19 protein-coding genes and 3 pseudogenes are annotated in these 19843 nt (G+C 53.8%); 12 read left to right on the top strand and 10 right to left on the bottom strand.

Annotated elements, in window-relative coordinates; all coding sequences use genetic code 11:
- Positions 1-7: 7 nt before the first annotated feature.
- The gene (locus AC0IXA_RS03700; RefSeq protein ID WP_471811779.1) at positions 8-865 is read left to right on the top strand and encodes a LysR substrate-binding domain-containing protein; all 858 of its coding nucleotides are present in this window, start codon (positions 8-10) and stop codon (positions 863-865) included.
- 15 nt (positions 866-880) lie between these two features.
- Here the strand turns inward: AC0IXA_RS03700 and AC0IXA_RS03695 are convergent, their stop codons facing one another.
- The 4 genes from AC0IXA_RS03695 to AC0IXA_RS03680 form a co-directional block, all read right to left on the bottom strand.
- Entirely contained in the window at positions 881-1405 is a 525-nt protein-coding gene (locus AC0IXA_RS03695) for a hypothetical protein (RefSeq protein ID WP_471811777.1), read from the bottom strand.
- Complete coding sequence (locus AC0IXA_RS03690) at positions 1406-2134, bottom strand: alpha/beta hydrolase (RefSeq protein WP_133340438.1); 729 nt, start codon at positions 2132-2134, stop codon at positions 1406-1408. It lies immediately after the preceding gene.
- Positions 2135-2138: 4 nt separating this feature from the next.
- On the bottom strand, positions 2139-2666 hold the full coding sequence (locus AC0IXA_RS03685; protein WP_471812188.1) for a PAAR domain-containing protein: 528 nt from the start codon (positions 2664-2666) through the stop codon (positions 2139-2141).
- Positions 2667-2770: 104 nt separating this feature from the next.
- Positions 2771-3439 carry a ribonuclease T2 family protein gene (locus AC0IXA_RS03680; RefSeq protein ID WP_471811775.1) on the bottom strand — a complete coding sequence of 223 codons (669 nt, stop codon included), beginning with the start codon at positions 3437-3439 and terminating at the stop codon, positions 2771-2773.
- A gap of 164 nt (positions 3440-3603) precedes the next feature.
- Here AC0IXA_RS03680 and AC0IXA_RS03675 point away from each other — a divergent pair, with 164 nt between their 5' ends.
- From AC0IXA_RS03675 to AC0IXA_RS03645, 7 genes and pseudogenes are all read left to right on the top strand, one after another.
- Entirely contained in the window at positions 3604-4074 is a 471-nt protein-coding gene (locus tag AC0IXA_RS03675) for a hypothetical protein (RefSeq protein ID WP_471811773.1), read from the top strand.
- Positions 4075-4176: 102 nt separating this feature from the next.
- Complete coding sequence (locus tag AC0IXA_RS03670; protein ID WP_471811771.1) at positions 4177-5874, top strand: copper resistance system multicopper oxidase; 1698 nt, start codon at positions 4177-4179, stop codon at positions 5872-5874.
- Between the two features lie 11 nt (positions 5875-5885).
- A complete protein-coding gene (locus AC0IXA_RS03665; protein WP_471811769.1) occupies positions 5886-6755 on the top strand; it encodes a copper resistance protein B in 870 nt (289 codons plus the stop codon).
- Positions 6756-6787: 32 nt separating this feature from the next.
- On the top strand, positions 6788-7162 hold the full coding sequence (copC, locus tag AC0IXA_RS03660) for a copper homeostasis periplasmic binding protein CopC (RefSeq protein ID WP_137214691.1): 375 nt from the start codon (positions 6788-6790) through the stop codon (positions 7160-7162).
- A 3-nt stretch (positions 7163-7165) separates the two neighbouring features.
- The gene (copD, locus tag AC0IXA_RS03655) at positions 7166-8035 is read left to right on the top strand and encodes a copper homeostasis membrane protein CopD (protein ID WP_471811767.1); all 870 of its coding nucleotides are present in this window, start codon (positions 7166-7168) and stop codon (positions 8033-8035) included.
- A 58-nt stretch (positions 8036-8093) separates the two neighbouring features.
- Positions 8094-8879: a transporter substrate-binding domain-containing protein gene (locus AC0IXA_RS03650; RefSeq protein ID WP_471811765.1), complete on the top strand. Its 786-nt coding sequence runs from the start codon at positions 8094-8096 to the stop codon at positions 8877-8879.
- A 99-nt stretch (positions 8880-8978) separates the two neighbouring features.
- Positions 8979-9137: pseudogene (locus tag AC0IXA_RS03645) on the top strand (DUF6691 family protein); the annotation flags it as partial.
- Between the two features lie 58 nt (positions 9138-9195).
- Here the strand turns inward: AC0IXA_RS03645 and rimA are convergent.
- The 4 genes and pseudogenes from rimA to AC0IXA_RS03625 all read right to left on the bottom strand — a co-directional run bounded on the left by rimA (position 9196) and on the right by AC0IXA_RS03625 (position 12899).
- Complete coding sequence (gene rimA / locus AC0IXA_RS03640) at positions 9196-10005, bottom strand: S6 modification regulatory phosphodiesterase RimA (RefSeq protein ID WP_471811763.1); 810 nt, start codon at positions 10003-10005, stop codon at positions 9196-9198.
- A gap of 142 nt (positions 10006-10147) precedes the next feature.
- Positions 10148-10927 carry a methyl-accepting chemotaxis protein gene (locus AC0IXA_RS03635; RefSeq protein ID WP_372339877.1) on the bottom strand — a complete coding sequence of 260 codons (780 nt, stop codon included), beginning with the start codon at positions 10925-10927 and terminating at the stop codon, positions 10148-10150.
- A gap of 78 nt (positions 10928-11005) precedes the next feature.
- Positions 11006-12082, bottom strand: a pseudogene (locus AC0IXA_RS03630) (methyl-accepting chemotaxis protein); the annotation flags it as partial.
- 453 nt (positions 12083-12535) lie between these two features.
- Positions 12536-12899, bottom strand: a pseudogene (locus tag AC0IXA_RS03625) (DUF6124 family protein).
- A 578-nt stretch (positions 12900-13477) separates the two neighbouring features.
- Between AC0IXA_RS03625 and AC0IXA_RS03620 the strand changes: the two are divergent.
- The gene (locus AC0IXA_RS03620; protein ID WP_423519809.1) at positions 13478-14827 is read left to right on the top strand and encodes a hypothetical protein; all 1350 of its coding nucleotides are present in this window, start codon (positions 13478-13480) and stop codon (positions 14825-14827) included.
- A gap of 405 nt (positions 14828-15232) precedes the next feature.
- Here AC0IXA_RS03620 and AC0IXA_RS03615 read toward each other — a convergent pair whose 3' ends face one another.
- Both AC0IXA_RS03615 and AC0IXA_RS03610 read right to left on the bottom strand, forming a co-directional pair.
- A complete protein-coding gene (locus AC0IXA_RS03615) occupies positions 15233-15679 on the bottom strand; it encodes a hypothetical protein (RefSeq protein WP_423519808.1) in 447 nt (148 codons plus the stop codon).
- Between the two features lie 2 nt (positions 15680-15681).
- On the bottom strand, positions 15682-16617 hold the full coding sequence (locus AC0IXA_RS03610; protein ID WP_423519806.1) for a ParA family protein: 936 nt from the start codon (positions 16615-16617) through the stop codon (positions 15682-15684).
- Between the two features lie 1331 nt (positions 16618-17948).
- On the opposite strand from AC0IXA_RS03610, the gene AC0IXA_RS03605 reads away from it, so the two are divergent.
- The 3 genes from AC0IXA_RS03605 (at position 17949) to AC0IXA_RS03595 (ending at position 19830) form a co-directional block, all read left to right on the top strand.
- Positions 17949-18347 (top strand): DUF2513 domain-containing protein, encoded by a 399-nt coding sequence (locus tag AC0IXA_RS03605; protein WP_471811760.1) that lies wholly within the window; start codon positions 17949-17951, stop codon positions 18345-18347.
- Positions 18348-18443: 96 nt separating this feature from the next.
- The gene (locus AC0IXA_RS03600) at positions 18444-19358 is read left to right on the top strand and encodes an endonuclease/exonuclease/phosphatase family protein (RefSeq protein WP_471811758.1); all 915 of its coding nucleotides are present in this window, start codon (positions 18444-18446) and stop codon (positions 19356-19358) included.
- 1 nt (position 19359) lies between these two features.
- Positions 19360-19830 carry a hypothetical protein gene (locus AC0IXA_RS03595; RefSeq protein ID WP_471811756.1) on the top strand — a complete coding sequence of 157 codons (471 nt, stop codon included), beginning with the start codon at positions 19360-19362 and terminating at the stop codon, positions 19828-19830.
- The last annotated feature ends 13 nt before the right edge of the window (positions 19831-19843 follow it).

Here is a 19843-nt window from a genome sequence, read left to right as displayed (position 1 = left end):
TACCGCCATGCTGGATCTGGAACTGCTGAAAACCTTTGTCTGCGTGGTCGACGAAGGCAGCTTTACCCGCGCTGCCGAACGGGTGCATCGCACGCAATCGACGGTCAGCCAGCAGGTGCGCAAACTCGAGGATCTGGTCGGCCACCCGCTACTCCTGCGCGACCGCAGCGGATTGAACGTCGCGGTCACCGAACACGGCGAACTGCTGATCCACTACGCGCGTCGGTTACTGGCACTGTCCGCCGAAGCTACGCAAGCGCTGGCCAGTGACGTCGACCTGGAAGTGCTGCGCATCGGCATGCCGGAAGACTTCGACGCCCGGCGCATGGCACTGATCCTCGCCGGCTTCACCCGCAACCATCCGCAAGCGCGCCTGGAAACCATCAGCGGCATGAGCCTCGATCTGCGCCAACGCCTCGACGCCGGCGACATCGACATTGCCCTGATCAAACGCGAGCCCGACAGCGGCCCGGCATGGGCTACCTGGCCGGAACGACTGGTATGGGTCAAAGGCACCGAATTCGACACCTCCAGCGGTGTGCTACCGCTGGCACTGTTTCCGCAGGGCTGCCTGTACCGACAGCGGGCGATTCGCCTGCTCGATGTGGCGCAGCGACCATGGCGAGTGGCGTTCGGCAGCCACAGCCTGACCGGAATTCAAGCCGCAGTGGCATCTGGGTTAGGGGTTTCGGTGTTGCCGGTTTCGGCGGTATTGCCAGAGCACGAGGTGTGTAGGGATCTGCCGGAGTTGGCGCCGACGGAACTGGCGCTGGTTAGCCGCGAGGGAGTGTTGAGCGGGTTGCAGCGGGGGCTGGTGGAGTTTTTGCGTGGGGAATTGGGGGTGGATGCGGGGGGATTTGCGTGAATCCCCCCCGGAGGGTTATTGGGGTTTGTTGATTTCGCGGAGCAGGTCGGCGGTGGGGATGTTCATGGTGTTTGAGTAGTAGGGTTTGTAGCCGAAGGCGGTGATGACGACTTTGCAGGGTATGTTTTTTTTGCGGGATAGCAGGTCGTTGAGTTCCGGTACTGAAAGATTGTCCTGCGTGCTGCCGTTATCTTGGGTTTGGCTTAAAAAGGCACTTGTTACATAGTTGAATCTGCCCCGTGCTTTGTTCGACGCATCTTCGTCGATTAAACCGTATGCGGAATACCTGAACCGGTTAGTAATCGAAAAATCCTCGTCTTCACCCAGTGCGCACTTCAGCATTGTCGAAGCGGCACCTACCCTTTTGCCCCTGTTGAATAAATCCAATAGATCTACGTCAGAGCCATAATAAAAAGCGTAAAGGGAGCTATTGCCCTCCCTTTCTAAAGTATGAAAGTTCAGGTTTGCGGGAGGAACACTGTGATCCTTGGCGCAAGAGGTACAGAAAATGAGCATGAGCCCAACCGACAACTTCTTCATTCAACAGGTTTCCTTGTTGATTGCATCGTACATAAGGTCACTCACTGACCGTCCTTGGGCGATGGGCGACAAGAACATCGCTGAAGCATTAGCGTGGTTCGTATTCATATTCACATTGATATCTGGCCCGCTATTGATCTGCCATTTTTCTCCGAAATCAGCTACTGAGTCGGATTGATCAGGCCTCGATGGCACAGCCTTTATGTTGATCCAGTAATTAGCTACCGGCGTTGGCTTGTCTCCATAAATGTCGGACCCTAGCCAGACCAGCGTGCCTTCCCCCACTGGGTCGAGCGTTACCAGCATCTTGATTTCGTAGCCCCACCCGGACATGACACTGGACAGATGCGCACCATTCCAGCCGCCCAGACTGTGACCGACGATGAAGATGGGGCAGGATTTATAGGGAATCAAACTAAGCACATTTTTCTGAATGTCCTTCTTCCCTCGCACTTCGTTATAACCAAGCCACTTGGACTTATACTTCCCCGCCTTCTCCAACGCGTCATTTCGCTTATCGAAAACGGTTTTAGCATCGCTGACGTTTTCGAAAGGCCCTGAAAAGTAATAACTCTCCTTATCCCCAGCCCCGCCAATAAAAAGCACGATCGCCTTGGTACTTTCCACCGGCACAGGCTTGGCACTGACATCCTTCTTGTCGGTCAGCGTATGCTCCTTGTGCAGCTTGTAAGTGTTGCCCTTCGCGCACGTTACCGTCTCAGCCGTCATTGCATCACTCCTCCAGAAACAGCTTGATGGTTTCAGGCAGGTGCGAACTGACTTCATGGGTAAATCCGTCGGCATCAGACACGCCATGCTCCATGCGCCCGTCGGCGCGCTGGATCATGTAGGGATGGTTGAGCATCGGTTCACCGGTCACATCGTTGACCAGTTTCAGCTTGTCGGTAAAGTGCACCGGCATCGGCAGCAGACCACTGAAAGGCGCCGCGACTACGGTGTCGCCAATGATCACCGTGCCTGAACCGCCGATGACGACATTACCGTGGCCACCGGTGCTGTCCAGCGTCGCCGCGTTCAGGCCATTGATGAACACGGTGCCAGATACAGCGCCGCTGATCGCGCTGCCGCAAGCGGACTTGTCAGTGATGCGCGCAGCCGCCAGTCCGTCGAAATTCACGTTCGGCGAGCCGCTGACGATCGGGTTGGTGCCATGTCCCGGCAACGGGCAGGCGGTGGGGTCGGTGACGCGGGCAGCGGGTTTTCCGCTCATGAACAGCTCCTTGCAATGTGTCGTGCAGATCCTTTGAGGCGCGCAGCATGCGCGAATTTGCCAAACGCTACAAATCGTCAGGCGAAAAAAAGGCGCTCGTGCGAGCGCCTCTTTTCATAGGCTGTTACTGATGCTCACCGTACCGGCGGCACCCGAATATCCCCCGCCCGGCACTGCGTCTTCACCCCTTTGCCACACGCGCCGAACTGCAAATCCTTGTCCATGCACACCCGCACTTCCGACAGCTGCGGGCCGCTGCAAACCACCGCAATTCCATCCTCGGGAAGACCCGGATTGGCCTTGCGAAACAGATCGACAATCTCCTGCGCTTCGAAGTAGTACGACGTCGAGCCGAACGGCTGTAACGCCTGCGGAATCTTCACCGCGCCGAGGGCCTGATCGGACTTGTCCAGATAGCCCTCCGCGCCAAGACCGCTGCAGGTACCGTGCTTGGACCATTCGTGATCAAGGAGTTTTTTCGTCGGGTACATCGTCAGGCCCTTGCTGGTTTCTGCCGCCGATAGCCTGGTCAGCGGCGGGCAGGATTCTGGCCAGCCGCCCTTGGTGTATTGCGGCCACAAACCGTGCAGGACAAAACCATAACCCTTGCCGGTGCACTGCGCGTCGTCCTTGTGCGTCAGACAAAAAGTCGGCGACCAGGACAGCGCCAGCAGGTAGTAGTCGAACACCCCCGCCACCGATTCCGCCTGCGCTTTATTCGACTCCGGCTGACGCGCCGAACTCATGCCGATGCTACCGGCCGTCAGCGCGATCAGCGCCAGAATTGTAAACAGCTTTTTCATTAACCCGTTCCTTGGGACGCCTGCGTCCGTGGTTTTCGTTGTTGGCCAGACCTGGCCAGTGCTGATTTCGACACGCTTGTATTGCAAGCGCATGACGCAAGGCAAGGCCCTGCGCCGTTCAAAGGTCTACGCTGAACAGGCAGACATCCAACAAGGGAACCGACATGAGTAAAGCAGACGAACTCGCCGCCAGACTCAAGCAGACACGGCATATCCAGGCTGATGCGGCGCTGGAAATCGATTGCTGGCCTGCTCAGGTGTACGACTTGTACCACCGCATCGAAGCCTGGCTACAGCCAGTCACCGAAGTAGGGTTGAAGATTCGGCGCAATCCTACGCACGTTTGCGAAAGTTCGCCGGACGGCGAAAGCCACGACTACGCCATCGACCAGTTGGTGATCGAAGCCAACCATCACAGTTTGATGTTCGATCCGATTGCGCGGTTTACCGAGGACGGTTGCGGACGTGTCGAGATCAAGGTGCCGGGGCGCGATCAGTCGTTGCTGCGCACGGTTGACGAGCATGGCGAGAGTCACTGGTGGTTGCAGACTATCGAGACCGGCCAGGAGCTGGATGCGATCGCGCTGACGGAAAACAATCTGCTGCAAGTGGTGCAGCAAGGGCTGGAGCTTTAAGCCGCCCGGGTTAACTGACAAAACTGTAATGTTTGCCTCAGCCAACTGAAAGCCCGGGCTGGCTAGTCTCTCTGTCATGAGCCAGACGGGGATTTCCAGCGCATGCCTTCCATTCTCACAAGACGCACTTTTGTCAAAGGCCTGGCCGCCGGTAGCTTGCTCGGTGGCCTCGGGCTCTGGCGGACACCGGTCTGGGCGCTGAACGGCGCCGCGCCCGTCAACGAACTGAGCGGCAACGAATTCGAGTTGTTCATCGGCGAAACCCCGGTCAATTTCACGGGTTCGGCGCGCACAGCGATGACCATCAACGGCAGCCTGCCCGGCCCGCTGTTGCGCTGGCGCGAAGGCGATACCGTGACGCTGCGGGTGCGAAACCGGCTCACCGCCGACACCTCGATTCACTGGCACGGCATTCTGCTGCCGGCGAACATGGACGGCGTGCCGGGTCTGAGTTTCCACGGCATCGAACCGGGCGGCGTGTACGTTTACCAGTTCAAGGTTCGGCAACACGGCACCTACTGGTATCACAGCCATTCCGGCTTACAGGAGCAGGCCGGCGTCTACGGGCCGCTGGTCATTGAGGCCAAGGAGCCAGAGCCTTTCCAGTACGATCGCGACTACGTGGTGATGCTCAGCGACTGGACCGACGAAGACCCGGCCAGACTGATGAAGACCCTGAAAAAACAGTCCGACTACTACAACTTCCACAAACGCACCGTCGGCGACTTTATCAACGATGTCGGTGAGAAAGGCTGGGGCGCCACGGTTGCCGATCGCACGATGTGGGCGCAAATGAACATGAACCCCACCGACATCGCCGACGTCAGTGGCGCCACGTATACCTTTTTGATCAACGGCCAGGCCCCCGATGACAACTTCACCTGGCTGTTCCGTCCCGGCGAAAAACTGCGCCTGCGCCTGATCAACGGCTCGGCCATGACCTATTTCGATGTGCGTATTCCGGGATTGAAAATGACTGTGGTGGCTGCCGATGGCCTGCACATCAAACCGGTCAGCGTCGATGAACTGCGCATTGCCGTGGCCGAGACCTATGACGTGATCGTTGAACCTGAAACCGAGGCCTACACCCTCTTCGCTCAGGCGATGGATCGCAGCGGTTACGCCCGTGGCACTCTCGCCACACGCGCCGGCATGTCGGCAGCAGTGCCGACGCTGGATCCGCGTCCGTTGGTGAGCATGGACGACATGGGCATGGGCGGCATGGATCACGGCAGCATGGACATGAGCGCCATGGATCACTCCAGCATGGGCCCGATGCAAGCCCATCCCGACAGTGAAAACAACAATCCGCTGGTGGACATGCAGGCCATGATCACCGCGCCAAAGCTCGACGACCCAGGCCTCGGCCTGCGCAACAACGGCCGCCGAGTGCTGACCTACGCCGACCTGCGCAGCACCTTCGAGGACCCGGACGGCCGCGATCCGGGCCGCACGATAGAACTGCACCTGACCGGCCACATGGAGAAATTCGCCTGGTCGTTCAACGGCATCAAATTCTCCGATGCCGAGCCTCTACGGCTGAAATACGGCGAGCGCATCCGCCTGGTGCTGGTAAACGACACCATGATGACCCACCCGATCCACCTTCACGGGATGTGGAGCGATCTGGAAGACGAAAACGGCAACTTTCAGGTGCGCAAACACACCATCGACATGCCGCCCGGCAGCCGCCGCAGCTACCGCGTCACCGCCGACGCCCTCGGCCGCTGGGCCTATCACTGTCATCTGCTTTATCACATGGAAACGGGCATGTTCCGCGAAGTGCGGGTGGAAGAATGAAGAGACCGATCATGACTCGACTCAGCGTGTTCTCGCTGCTACTCGCCGGCACCTCCGCCATGGCCGCCGACGCCATGCACGGCATGGACCACAGCCAGATGCCCGGGATGGATCATTCGGCGATGCAAAGCATGGACGACGGCATGATGCAGCCCGCCGCGCCCAGCGAAAGCCGCACGCCGATTCCGCCCGTGACCGACGCCGACCGCGCTGCGGTGTTCACCAGCCCCGGCGGTCATCAGGTGCATGACAGCGTTATAAACAGCTACTTTCTTGCCGACAAACTCGAATGGCAGAACGCCGATGACGGCAGCGCTTTGGCCTGGGATCTGTCCGGCTGGATCGGCGGGGATACCGATCGGCTGTGGCTGCGCTCTGAAGGCGAGCGCAACAATGGCAAGACTGAAGACGCGGAAATTCAAGCGCTGTGGGGCCACGCCATTTCACCGTGGTGGGACGTGGTCAGCGGCGTGCGTCAGGACTTCAAACCCGGCGCACCGCAAACCTGGGCCGCGTTCGGCGTGCAGGGCATGGCGCTGTACAACTTCGAGGCCGAAGCCACGGCGTTCATTGGCGAGGGCGGCCAGAGTGCGGTACGCCTGGAGGGCGACTACGACATCCTGCTGACCAATCGACTGATCCTGCAGCCGACCGCTGAACTGAATATCTACGGCAAAAACGATCCGCAGCGAGGCATCGGCTCAGGGTTGTCCAATACCGAGGCGGGCCTGCGGTTGCGCTATGAAATCCGCCGCGAATTCGCGCCTTATATCGGCGTGAAGTGGAATCGCACTTACGGCAACACCGCTGACTATGCCCGCGAAGAAGACGAGGACCGCAGTGAGGCGCGCCTCGTCCTCGGGGTCAGGCTGTGGTTCTGAATTCTTCTACAAAAACAAACCGGAGACCTTGCATGCGCACATTGACCCTGCCCCTGATATTTGCCAGCGGATTGCTCCTGAGCACCCTCGCCCAGGCCCACCCGAAACTGCTTTCGTCAACGCCGGCCGAAGGCGCGGAAGGTGCCGCGCCGAACAGGATCGAGCTGCACTTTTCCGAGAATCTGGTCACGCAATTCTCCGGGGCCAAACTGGTAATGACCGAAATGGGTGGCATGGCTCACTCGCCGATGCCGATGAAAGCCAAAGTCAGCGCCAGCAGCGATCCGAAAACCATGCTGATCACCCCGCTCGCCCCGCTGCCTGCCGGCACCTATCAGGTGCAGTGGCGCGCGGTGTCCGCCGACACGCACCCGATCACCGGTAACGTCACGTTCAAAGTGAAGTGAACAATGGCGGACCTGCTCAACATCATCCTGCGGTTCGCCTTGTATGTGGATTTGCTGCTGTTGTTCGGGCTGGCGTTGTTTGGCTTGTACAGCTTCAACGCGCTGCTGCGGTTCCGTCCGTTGTTGCGGGGCATGGCGGTGACAGGGGCATTGCTGTCAGTGGCCGGGCTGGTGCTGATGACCCGCGCCATGAGTGGCGAAACACAGCTCGCGGCCTTGTGGCCGCACCTGCAGATGATGGTGTTGGAAACGGACGTCGGCTTGGCGTGGGCACTGCGGATGACAGCGTTGGCCATCGTGGCGATCCGACCGGGTCTGTGGCCAGCGTCGTTGGCAGGCGCCATTGCCCTCGCTTCGCTGGCGTGGAGCGGGCATGGCGCGATGGACGAAGGATGGCTGCGGTTCTGGCACTTTCTCAGCGACATCTTGCACTTGCTTGCGGCGGGAGCGTGGTTGGGTGCCTTGCTGGCGCTGGTGTTGATGGTGAGCGGGCGGATCGGTGACACACGCCTTCGCCTGCTCGCCGATGCAGTGAAACGCTTCGAATGGGTGGGCGCGTTGATCGTGCTGACGGTGTCGGTCACCGGCGTGATGAATTATCTTTTCATCGTCGGCCCAAGGCTCGACGGAGTGCTGTTCGGCATCTACGGACAGCTGCTGGCGTTCAAGGTGCTGGTGTTTGCCGTGATGCTGGTGCTGGCTGCGTTGAACCGCTTTCATCTTGGACCGTCACTGCAACGATCGCTGCGCGACGGCCAGCACCTCATCGCCGCGAACGCGCTGCGACGCAGTGTCGTGATGGAGCTGGCCCTTGCCCTGCTGATCGTGGCGCTGGTGGCGTGGCTTGGCACATTGAGTCCGGACCCGGGATGACACCCGTGGAAGGCTTTCACTACACTGGGCCACCTTCCCTTTCAGAAGCCCGATCTCAATGACAACACTAAAAAGCACGATGATCCTCGGCGGCCTGCTGACCCTGGCGACTGGCGCTCACGCCGACCCCGCCACGTCCCACCTCGACAGCATTCAGCAACAAGGCCAGTTGCGCGTCTGCACCACCGGCGATTACAAGCCCTACACCTTCAAGCGCAGCGACGGCGACTTCGAAGGCATCGACATCAGCATGGCCCGCTCCCTGGCCGACAGCCTCGGCGTCAAGGTGCAATGGGTGCAGACCACCTGGAAAACCCTGATGCCCGACATGCAGGCCGGCAAATGCGACATCGGCATGGGCGGCATCTCGGTCACACTGGAACGGCAGAAAAAAGCCTACTTCAGCAACACCCTCGACACTGACGGCAAGATCCCGCTGGTGCGCTGCGCCGACCAGTCCAAATACCAGACCATCGACCAGATCAACCAGCCCAACGTGCGCCTGGTGGAACCTGCCGGCGGCACCAACGAAGCCTTCGTCCACGCCTTCCTGCCCAAAGCGCAACTGGCCCTGCACGACAACGTAACGATCTTCCAGCAACTGCTCGACAACAAAGCCGACGTGATGATCACCGACGCCTCGGAAGCGCTGTATCAGCAGAAACTCAAACCCGGTTTGTGCGCGGTGAATCCGCATCAATACATGCAATACGGCGAGAAGGCTTACCTGCTGCCACGCGACGACATCAGCTGGAAACTGTATGTCGATCAGTGGCTGCATTTGAGCAAGGTCAGTGGCAAGTATCAGCAGACGTTGGGTGAGTGGATTGCGGTGCCGCAGTAAGCCACGGAACCCGGCCGACGCGCGCATTGAGGGAACGGTTCGCTCAATGCACGCGGTGTCGGGAATCTGAGCATGCTCAAACTGAATGCATTCCTGGCCGGCCTGCTGTTCGGCGTCGGTTGGGGGATAGCCGGCATCTGCCCTGGCCCGGCAGTGACCATCCTGTTGACGGGCCACTGGCAAGCAATGGTTTTCGTATTGGCGATGCTCGCAGGCATGGGGCTATTTACGTTGCTGGAAACCCGACGCACCCCGTGACCGCGGAACAACCGACATTAAGGCGCAGGACATCCACGGCAGCCAGTGTTGGTGGTGATCAATGTTTTGCACAAGATCGCGGATTGGATGATCTCCCCTGCCACGCACTCGTCGAGATCTGCGCCAATGATTTGAAGGCCGGCCTGGCGAACCAGTAGCCCTGCATCAGGTAAATGCCGCAATCGGCGAGAAAGTCTCTTTCCTCGGCACTTTCTATGCCCTCAGCGATCACTTCCACGCCCAGCTCTCTGCACATGTTCACCACGTTGCGCACGATCGTCTGGCGTACGCGGTCACGGTGAATATTGCGGATCAGCGCCATATCCAGCTTGATCAGGTCCGGTTGAAAATCCGCCAACAAGTTAAGGCCGGAATAGCCTGCGCCAAAGTCGTCGATCGCCGTCTTGAAACCAAACTCACGATACTCACGCAAGATATTCATCAAGTGTTTGTTGCTTTCGACGTGCTCGCCTTCCACAGCCTCGAAGATCAGCCGCTCCAGCGGAAAGCCGTACGTGCGCGCCGCTTCCAGCGTGCTGCGAATACACATCTCCGGCCGGTAAACGGCATTCGGCAGAAAGTTGATCGACAGGTACTGCGTCATGCCCAAGTCAGCCGCCGTGGAAATCGCCCGCACTCGACACAGTTGATCGAATCGATAACGGTTCTGATCGTCCACCTTTTCCAGGACAGACAAGGCGCCTTCGCCGTTCACGCCGCGAACCAACGCTTCATGGGCAAACGTCGTTTGATCGCGCAGGTCCACAATGGGCTGGAAAGCGAAGGCGAAATCCATCTCCGGCACGCCTTTGTTCCTACAGCCCTGGCAGCCTCCGGGAGACGCGAATGATTTTGGAAAGTCGGTCATGAACCACCTGATGACGGGGTGCAACCTTCCATGGCGATAAATAAAACAGCTGCTGGCCTTAGTTATCTGCAAACAACGCAATAACTTCAGCCCCCGCGGCGCCTGAATAGTTGAAGGCACCGCGTGCGCCAAGTTGAAAAGATCAGGTGCGGAAATGCGCGGTCATTCGCTGCAGGTCCTGCCCCAGGGACGCCAATTCGATCGTCGCCGCCGCACTTTCTTCGCTGGCGACAGCCGACTGGTCAGCCACATCACGCACACTGACAATGCTGCGGTTGATTTCGTCGGCCACGGCACTTTGCTGCTCGGCGGCGGCCGATATCTGCAGACTCATCTCCTGGATCGTACCGATGGACTGATTGATCTCGGTAATCGCCAATTCGGCTTTCTGCGCCAGTACCACCGTATCGAGGGTGCGTTCGCGGCTTGAGGTCATCAGCGTCGCGGCCGCTTGCGTGCCTTGTTGCAGGGTGACGATCAGCGCTTCGATTTCCTTGGTCGAGTCCTGCGTGCGCTGTGCCAGCGAGCGCACTTCGTCTGCCACCACAGCAAAACCACGACCCTGCTCACCCGCCCGCGCGGCTTCGATAGCGGCGTTCAACGCGAGCAGATTGGTCTGCTCGGCGACGGCTTTGATCACATCGATGACTTTGCCGATCTGCTCGCTGTCCTGAGTCAGCACATTCATCGCACCGCCCAACTCTTCAATGGCCATGGCAAGTTCGCTGATCTGCACCGTCGCCTGCTTGACCACCGTGCTGCCATGGCGCGCCTGCTGATCGGCGAGGGTCGCGGCAGCGGAGGCATCGGTGGTGTTACGCGCAACCTCTTGCACCGTCGAAGCCATTTCATGCATCGCTGTGGCGACCTGATCGACCTCGCTCTTTTGCTGACGCACACCCGCGCTGGTCTGCTCGCTCATCGCCGAGAGCTTTTCCGCAGAAGTGGAAATCTGCGTGACGCCATTGCCGATACCTTGCACCAGCGTGTTCAGGTTCTGCGCCATCTCCTGCATCGCGTTTTGCAGATCGCCCAACTCATCTTTGCGCGCAGACCTGGCCTGGACCGTCAGGTCGCCTTTGGCAATCCGTCGTGCCAGATCAACCGTCAGCGCTAGCGGCGCAGTGATCTGGCGCGAGATGACCACCGAAGCCAACAGCCCGATCACCAGCGCCAACGCAGTCAATACCGCCATCTGAATAAAAGCCGAATGCTGATCCTCATGCGCAAGGCGCTGCTGGGTGTCCATCAGGCCACTCATGATCTTGTCCATCGCCTTGCTTTCCTGGTCGACCTGCTCGCGCATGTTCTGCTTCTGCTCAAACAGCCCCGCCACTTCCACCAGTACTTCGCGATAACGGCGCATGCCGGCGTGGGCTTCTTCCAGTTGGCTCGACAGCGCCGTCGGCAGGCTGGTGCGCGCCTTGCTGATATCACTCAAGAAGCTATCGATGGTTTCCATCAGCAGTTTTTTGTTCACGTCGTTGGGCACCGCAATGTAACGACGCAACATCAGGCGAAACGTGGTCATGCCATTGCGCAAATCGGCCACCGTGCGCAGCTCCCGAACGCGTTCTCCATCGGCAGACGCCAAGGCACTGGTCGTGGTGCCTTCAAGCATGCCGGCAAAAGTTTGCGCGTACTTGTCCGACAGCGCCGTCAGCGGTTTCAGCGCATCCGTGGTCGACTGATCGGCAGCGATCAGCCGTTTGACCTTCTGGTCGTAGGCAACAATCGTGGTTTGCAAAGCCTTCAAGGCTTGCTGGTTTTCAGCGCGGGTCAAGGTGTCCAGCGCCTTGCCCACAAGGCCCTGCAAGACATTCAACTGCGCGTTATAGGACTCGGCGAACGCTGCGTCAGCGGCGGCTTCGTACTGTTTCTCGGACAGACGCATATTTTGCGTAGCGTCATTCAACGTGCCGATCAGGCGCGTCGTACTCAAGCGATCAACCAGCACGCTGTTGCTGTTATAGCCAATGAAGGCAACCGCCAAAACGGCCAGCAGAAGAATGCCGAAGCCGGTTCCCAGCTTGCGGGAAACTTTGATGTCACCGAGGAAATTCGATGCTACTGCCATATTCAGCCTCAAACGTCCTGACGCGAAACGCCAGGCACAAAAATTGATCTCCGGTAACCACAGTCACCGTCCAGACATTCGGGGGTCGTCATCCAAGGCGTAATACGGGACGCTCCAGCTGTCCCGGAAATGCAAATGCCGATGCTGTTGAAGCGTCGAAAAGAGACCCGACGCGAGCACCGGCAGACAAACCCGTCACATCGCAAACAGAGCTTCTGCACGCTGGATTTATCGTTTCAGCAAAGGTGTCTGGAGGGATGCTATTAATTTTGCGAAAACTTGTACAACTTTATATTTTTGTATAATCGTTGAACTTTTTGAGCGGCGTGATGACGCATTGCCATCATGATTTGTGGCACATCGCCATTGACGTGAAAAGACGATGAAAATGTCAATGCAGAACCCCGCCCCTCTGCAGCAACGGCGTGCCGCATGCCACAGAGGGACACGGGTTTACGGCTTGATTTCAACCTTATCCAACGCCTGATTCACCGCCAACTCCGCCAACATCACCACCTGCGCAATGCCTAGCGCAGATTTGCGGCGCGAGTTATCCAGCGTCGCGGCAAAGTTGTTGAGCATTTCGGAGGCAGAACCCAGGGTTTCGCAGGCATTGGCCAACAGGGATTCCATGTCGTACTTCGGATTGGCGAGGTACATGCGTTCGGGCTCATCGGTGCTGCCCATGATTAGGCTGGTGGGAAGGAGATAGTGATCGAGGGCGCGCTCGGCGGCTTCGTGGAGTTTTTTGGAATTGGCGGATTCGTAGGGGGATGCGGGGGTCGGTTTCTGGCGGGGTGGGTGTTGGTTTGAACATGGTGTAACTCCTGACGGATTAACGAAAAGGAGCCATCACTCTCGCTACCAAACGAAGGGTGGAGGCCATACGCAGGTTGGTAGACCGGTCGTCAGGAACCCCGGCGCATCCGAAGACGCCCCGCGCATGACCACCATAAAACGAAGACGAGAAACGTCGTCGCAAGACGGTAGTCTTGTGCTTCTGACGGAACGGGCTACCAAACCCGATCACTGGTTTTCAGTGACGTAGGGACGATAGAACCTGCGGGCTAGAGGCACAAGCCGGGGGATTCAGTCTTAGCAGTAGGGGAAATGCAAGGTTGTATAGTCCAACATCCACCTAACCCAGAATCTTTTAAACAATTTATTTTTATTGAATGGTGGTTATAGAGGGAGTACATTTTTTTGGCATGACGCTATCTTCTTGGAACCTAAACACGGCTGGCGCCATCATCAATACAAAACCAATTCCAAGCTAACCCGCAGCCAATCTAGTTAAAAACTCAAGCAATGACGATATCAATAGCCACTACAGCAGCTTAAAAACACCACAACCCGTTACAAATCATTAAACTTCAGTTTCATAAAGGACGGCAAATGAAGTACAAAACGAGTGATGTTTTCGGCGTACGCAGTCAACTTATTGAATCATACATAGAAAGACCAAGTGTAGACGAGCTTTTTAGTGCTGCTTTGAAAGACAAAAATCAAGTGATAGTTTACGGCTCATCAAAACAAGGGAAAACCTCCTTAACACTAAAACACTTAAATCCAGACGAATATGTCAAGGTTGAATGTTCCCCCCAGACACAAGCAATCGACATTTACCGCTCAATACTACGACAATCCAATATCACATATTTCGAAAGCGACACTCAAGGTTTAAGCTTCGAAATCTCTTCAAATATTAACGCAGGAATAAAAGTAAAAGTCCCATTCATGGGCGAAGGCAACTTAGGGGGAGGAACTGCCGACAAACAAACACAATCGAACACGTCCAAAGAGCTGTACATCGAATACAACCTTGAGCTAGCCCAAGACGTCTCAGAATTACTTAGAAAAAAAGGAGTAGAGAAGTTCATTGTTCTTGAGAACTTTCACTACCTCTCCCTAGAAGTACAGGAACGACTGGCCTATGACTTACGAGTATTCCAAGACCTAGGTGTAATTTTTATTGTTCTTGGAATATGGCGCGAGGCAAATAGATTAGTACAATTCAACGGAGACCTTTTAGACCGTGTCACCGAAGTTCCCGTAGAACCATGGTTAAATGAAGATTTCGCAAAATTAATTGAAAAGGGCTCCAACCTACTTAACGCTGACTTTAGCAACATTCAGGAAGCATTGATAAAATCCTCATTTGACAGCGTGGGCGTGGTCCAAGAACTCTGCAAACAATGTTGCATCGCAGCCGGCATTACGGAAACAGCAAACTTTACAACAACAATAACAAAAGATCATTTAGCCGCTGCGCTTGCAACAAAAGCAAGCGATTACGGCGGAAGGCATATTCGGAACTTCGAATCATTCGTTGATATCGCTCGAAAAACTAGCAACCAAAGCGGCAAGCCTTCTCTAGCCTTCCCCTTCTACTTCATTCACCTCCTCTTAAAAACTGACTTAGACAACATAGAGCAGGGACTTTCTCGCTCTACATTGCTTGAAGGAATTCGAAGGGTACATCACAGGCCGGATGACGTAAGATCAGGCGACCTCGGGGCATTCCTACACAATATCACCCAACACCAAATAAACAAGAGAATTCAACCACCTTTTGTAGATTATGATCGAGGTAGTAAATTATTGAAGATCATAGACTCTTCTCTGTACTTTTTTTTACGTCATTGCGATCGAGAGTCAATTTTGGCTGACATCCCGCATCCAATCCTAGATTTCTCTGACGACCTATTAACTGGGCTGGATGGAATTGATATAGCAGACCACTAATCAGCTAACGTCAAAACAACCACAGTACGCAAGAGAGCTTATTGTTATCAAAAATAATCCACTCTATATAGTCGCAAAAAAAATGCGTCTATATAGAATGGCATCACTGGTGAATACTGATGAGCTACCAAACCTGTTCAGCGACCGTCAGTGACATAGGATGGTAAAAACTCCAAGTAGACGTAAAGAAGTAGAAAAGAGACAGGATACGGGACAGGAACTGTCCAGCCGAATTTTATCTGCCTGAATAAACTCGTCAACTTCCCTCTTATTCAAGAACGGGCTTCAAATATTCGCTTAGCGATCCAAACGGAATATAACACCCATCTTAAACCACCCATTTACGCTGAGTCTTTCTAAGTTTGGCACAGCTTCTAGCTGTGACCAACTTAGTAAAGACTGCAGTTAATCCACGCTGTCTTTAGAGGATTCTGCCCCCGCCACTACAGAGTTATTTTTCCGATAACCTTGAATGGCTTCTGACCTTTTTCTAGCGCCGACCGTCGCTTCAACAATTTTTTCAGCCAGACCGTCAATCTTATCCGACTTTAGAACAGGAACATCTAAAAGTCGCGCTACGCTATCCAGGCTCTTTTTGGTTCTGAAATTGGAATTTAAAAAGGCCAAGGCTTGATCCCTACTTTCAATAGAAATTAACCGTTCAGCCAATTCCTTGACATTCTCCTTGGAAAATTCCACATCAGAAGCGCTTTTGCCTCGACGGCGTAAGAATTTTACCTCAACAGAATATGTTTCGTCAGCGAGCTTGAGCAAATCATCATCACTTAAGGAAGCAATAGCTTCCGCATAACGACGTAATGCAAATGCTAAATCATATCTCTCCTTTAACATTGTCACACCTCCTCCAAAGTACCCTCAAACTCTTCAACAAACAGACCTAACTCTTCAACTATATTAGCGTAAGTACCACCAGAATGATATTGTAAAACTGCAGGAATCAAACTTTCAGGCGCGCTCGCAAACATAGTCTTATTCTCCCTGAAGAAATTCTCATATGTAAAGATGCCAGAGCGCTTAGTTTGGGAAATATATTGACGCTGAGCAGCAATAGGCACGCCGCTTGTTATTTGGATCATCGTGAACACAACACCTAGAACCTCCGGCGAAACACTTACGACTTTCGCATCCATAGCTGCATACTCATTAAACTCTCGCACCAGCTGATCAACACTTTGATTAAGGTAATCTATCCCTAACGTAGAGAGATAATCAGGCTTCGCCGGAATCAATATTTTTTGGCTGGCTACGATAGCATTTTTGGTTACGATATTGAAATTTGGAGGACAATCTATCAATAACACATCATAATCCGAATCACGCTCTAACGCCTCAATCGCGTCTCGCAGCTTCCCATGAACTTTTATATAGTTTAACTTTGACTGTTGAAGATTTGCACCACCCAACAGAGTCGCCAGCTCAAGATCAACATTGATTAGACCTAAATGCGAACATATCAGATCTATCTGACCCGTGGACCCAGCACGCTTCAAGTAAGCATTAACATGAGGCGGAGATATGATAAATTTATTTAGAGGTGGCGGCTCTTTTCCTTGAGATATTGCGTCAAACCATGATTTGATGGTGAGTGATTCTTTATACTTCTGATCCCATACATCAGGCTGCACGAATGAAAATGTCAGACTTGCCTGCGCATCGGTATCCAGCAAGAGCACCTTTTTACCTTTGAAAGCCAGCTCTGCTGCTATATTGGATGTAACAGTCGTTTTTCCAACACCACCTTTATAGTTAATAACTGCAACCACATCCATTCTATGCTCCTTGCAACTAAGCTGCACATGTGATGCCACAGCGACATCATCCCTTTGGTAAGCTAACAGCTTTTTAACCTAAAAATCCAATTTATACATATCCCATTGAAATTAAAGAAAAATAAGAACGGGTAAGAAGACTCAGCGAAGCCAATTGCAGACTTTTCTGAGCGGTACTGCTGGTTCTGGTAAACTTTTCCTCCTGCCTCAATGACATCAAACCGCCAATGCTACCTATCATCGCCCCATACGCCTCACTCTCCCGCCGCTTCTCCGTCGCCCCGATGATGGATTGGCACGGCTAATTCTACAGGCCGCTAAACACGCGGCTTTCAGCCCAATCAAATAAACCTCGTACCAATTTCGTACCAACCGTCTGCCGTCTACTCCCAGGCGGGACGAGCAGCGTTCCTCCCGCATCAATCGCAAGCATGCCTGTCGCTCCAATCCCCAGCACTTCCTACAAGCGTCTCCGTACGGGCGGAAATGACCTGCGTGAGAGCGTCTGTTCATCATCTGCGTTAGTGAGCTGCGCGGCCATCGGCTGACCGGCCTTATAGGTGATGCCCTTTTTCGGGAAAGGCATCGGAAAAAGGTAATTTTGGTAAGCCGTACAATCAATCTGGCTGAGAGCCTTGATTTTACTGGGCTGCAAAGGATCGGCATAAAGTAATTTTTGAGTAATGTAGAAGTAAGATAATTATCTTTTGAGGAAGTAATGTTTGTTTTTGTGCAGCGCTTATAAATCAAGCACTTACAGCCACATTACCTTTTTCATTACTCAAAATTACTTTCCGAAGTAAGCGAGCAAAGCCAATGAATACGGGGCTTTCGCCGGTGTCCCGATATTCGAATTACCACATTACTTTTTTCCGACGGCGTTCCTGAAAAAAGCCGCATCGAAAGGTTTTGCCACCTGCCTTCCGCTTCGCCAGGTCCGTCCTGTCAGACACCCACCCTTCGCAGGGATCCGCAGGCTTTTTGACCTTCGTCGCCCCTACTACAGCGCCCGGTCGTGGGGGCGCTTCGTCTGGTGCAGGACTGCGGAAAAAAAGACCCATTTAGCCCGCAGGCGAGGTGGGGGGACGACGGCGCGCGCCAGACTTGATACGTGCCGTTACGCTCACTAAGCGCTACATTTTGACGCGATCTAACAGGCGGAAAAAGGCCGCCTCGTTGGGCGACTCGATGAATAAGGGAGTCATCGGCAGGCCACACCACCTCAGGATCCGCGTGTACACCTCCCAACCGCCGGCGGATACCCTTGGCGAGACTGATAGAGGAGGCTATGGTGTGTTGGTGCAAATATGCACTCGCCTTGGAGAATAAGGATGCAACGCGATCCAGACCTGATTCGACTTCTGATGTTAAAGCTAGAGGCCCTACCGTTGCGCCCGAGGGGAATTGCCATGGTGAGCTGTCAGGACGACCTCACCGTTGACGGCTACACTTCCGATCAAGTTATGTATCATGTCGATCAAATATTAATGAGCCGTTGGATTGACTCAGCCGGTGGACACGGCATGAATGCTAATGGTCAATTTTCATTTAGAGCGCTTACTCCGGCGGGGCACGATTTCCTCGACTCGGTTCGGGATGAGGTTGTGTGGAAAATGACAAAGGATGGCGTCTCCGCAGCTGGTGGCTTCACACTTGACACACTGTCAGCTCTTGGAAAAGCTTTTATTAGAAAACAGATAGAAAAGCTTACTGGATTGGAAATCCCCTAATTTCAAGAATCAGGCCCGTAGATTTTTTGTATTTCGGTCAACGATGGGTAAATCCAAACAACTGAAATTAAAAGAAAGTACACAAATGATCAATTTATGACAATGGTATATAAAGACTCCGAGGCACACGAAAGGGTTACCTTTGCTTGGTGGAATACAAGCCTCGCACCGACTGGAAACAGTAGGCAATGCGTGAATCTTAGGCAGAACGCGATAGAGGTAATTGCTTATCTTTTCACCGTTTGCAACGTGGACTTTTTGGCTCTCGGAGAAATATCCATGGAGGACCTGAGCCACATAAAAGAGCTAGAAATATTCAGCGAGTTAGATTTTCGCTGTGGCATATCAAAGGCGGGGAAATCAAAATTTGACATATGCTATATATCAAAACCAACCAAAATAACAATTCTAGACACCGAAAACATTATCTACGCAAAGGGTAGCAGTACGCTTAAAATTGCTCAAAAAATTGTTATAGCTGAAAATCAAAGTGAGACTATATTTCATATTTTCGCTTCGCATTGGCCAAGCCGCCTGTGGTGTGATCAAAATCATGCAGACCGACACGCGCTCGGGGTCAATCTCCGCATAGAGGTCGACAAGTTACTTAATGACAGCATCACACCTCCGCATATAATTTTGCTCGGCGATTACAATGATGACCCATTCGACACCTCATTAAGTCATCATCTTATGGCAACGAGAGACATCGACTTAGTTCACAAACGCAAGCACTTATTTTATAACCCTTACTGGGGACAAATGGGACAAGACGAGGGTGTGAACAAAAAATTTGGTGGAAGCTATTTTTATAAAAATGGTAAAACTACTCGATGGCATACATTCGATCAGATAATTTATTCCCACGCTTTTGTCTCGGCAAAAAAATGGCGACTTGCACAAAACAACGCGCACATTATAGATGTCCCTGGTTTGGCGGAAATGGTGATCAGCGCAAAATCAAAGTTCGACCACATCCCTGTCTGTGGAATTATTGAAAAGGTGAATTAATATGGCAAACTTTAAAAATTCTTTTGACTTGGGTATAAAGGCCGCCGCGAATACTGCAGCTAAGATCTCTGAAATAGATTCGGTTTTTGATGAAATGGACGCACAGATCTCGGAGGCGAGTGGCGGTAAAATCACGATTTCCCGCGAGACCCGAAACGATACCACGATAGAAACCATACTCGGACTGGGTATATTTTCTCAAAAGAAACTAACGGAGAAAAGCACCTACACGACTTACATAGTGGCTACAAACCCCTTATCAACAAAGCTCAGAAAAGCCGACATTGGGCAAATAAAGGTTGATAAGAATGGATATCCCTGCGAAATTAAATTTGGAAACGACAGATATAACTGTGATGACAAACAGGCACTGGAGCGCGTCTTATCCATAATGCTTGCAGATCCAGAAGTGGGGAAAGAACTTACAAAACTTATCAACCAACCAACAGACAGCGACGCGGAGCAATCTTAAAATCGCTTCGCTC

The sequence above is a fragment of the Pseudomonas sp. AC083 genome (assembly GCF_979253165.1).
The sequence above is the reverse complement of the archived record's forward strand: the minus strand, read 5'-3'. Positions and strand labels throughout refer to the sequence as shown.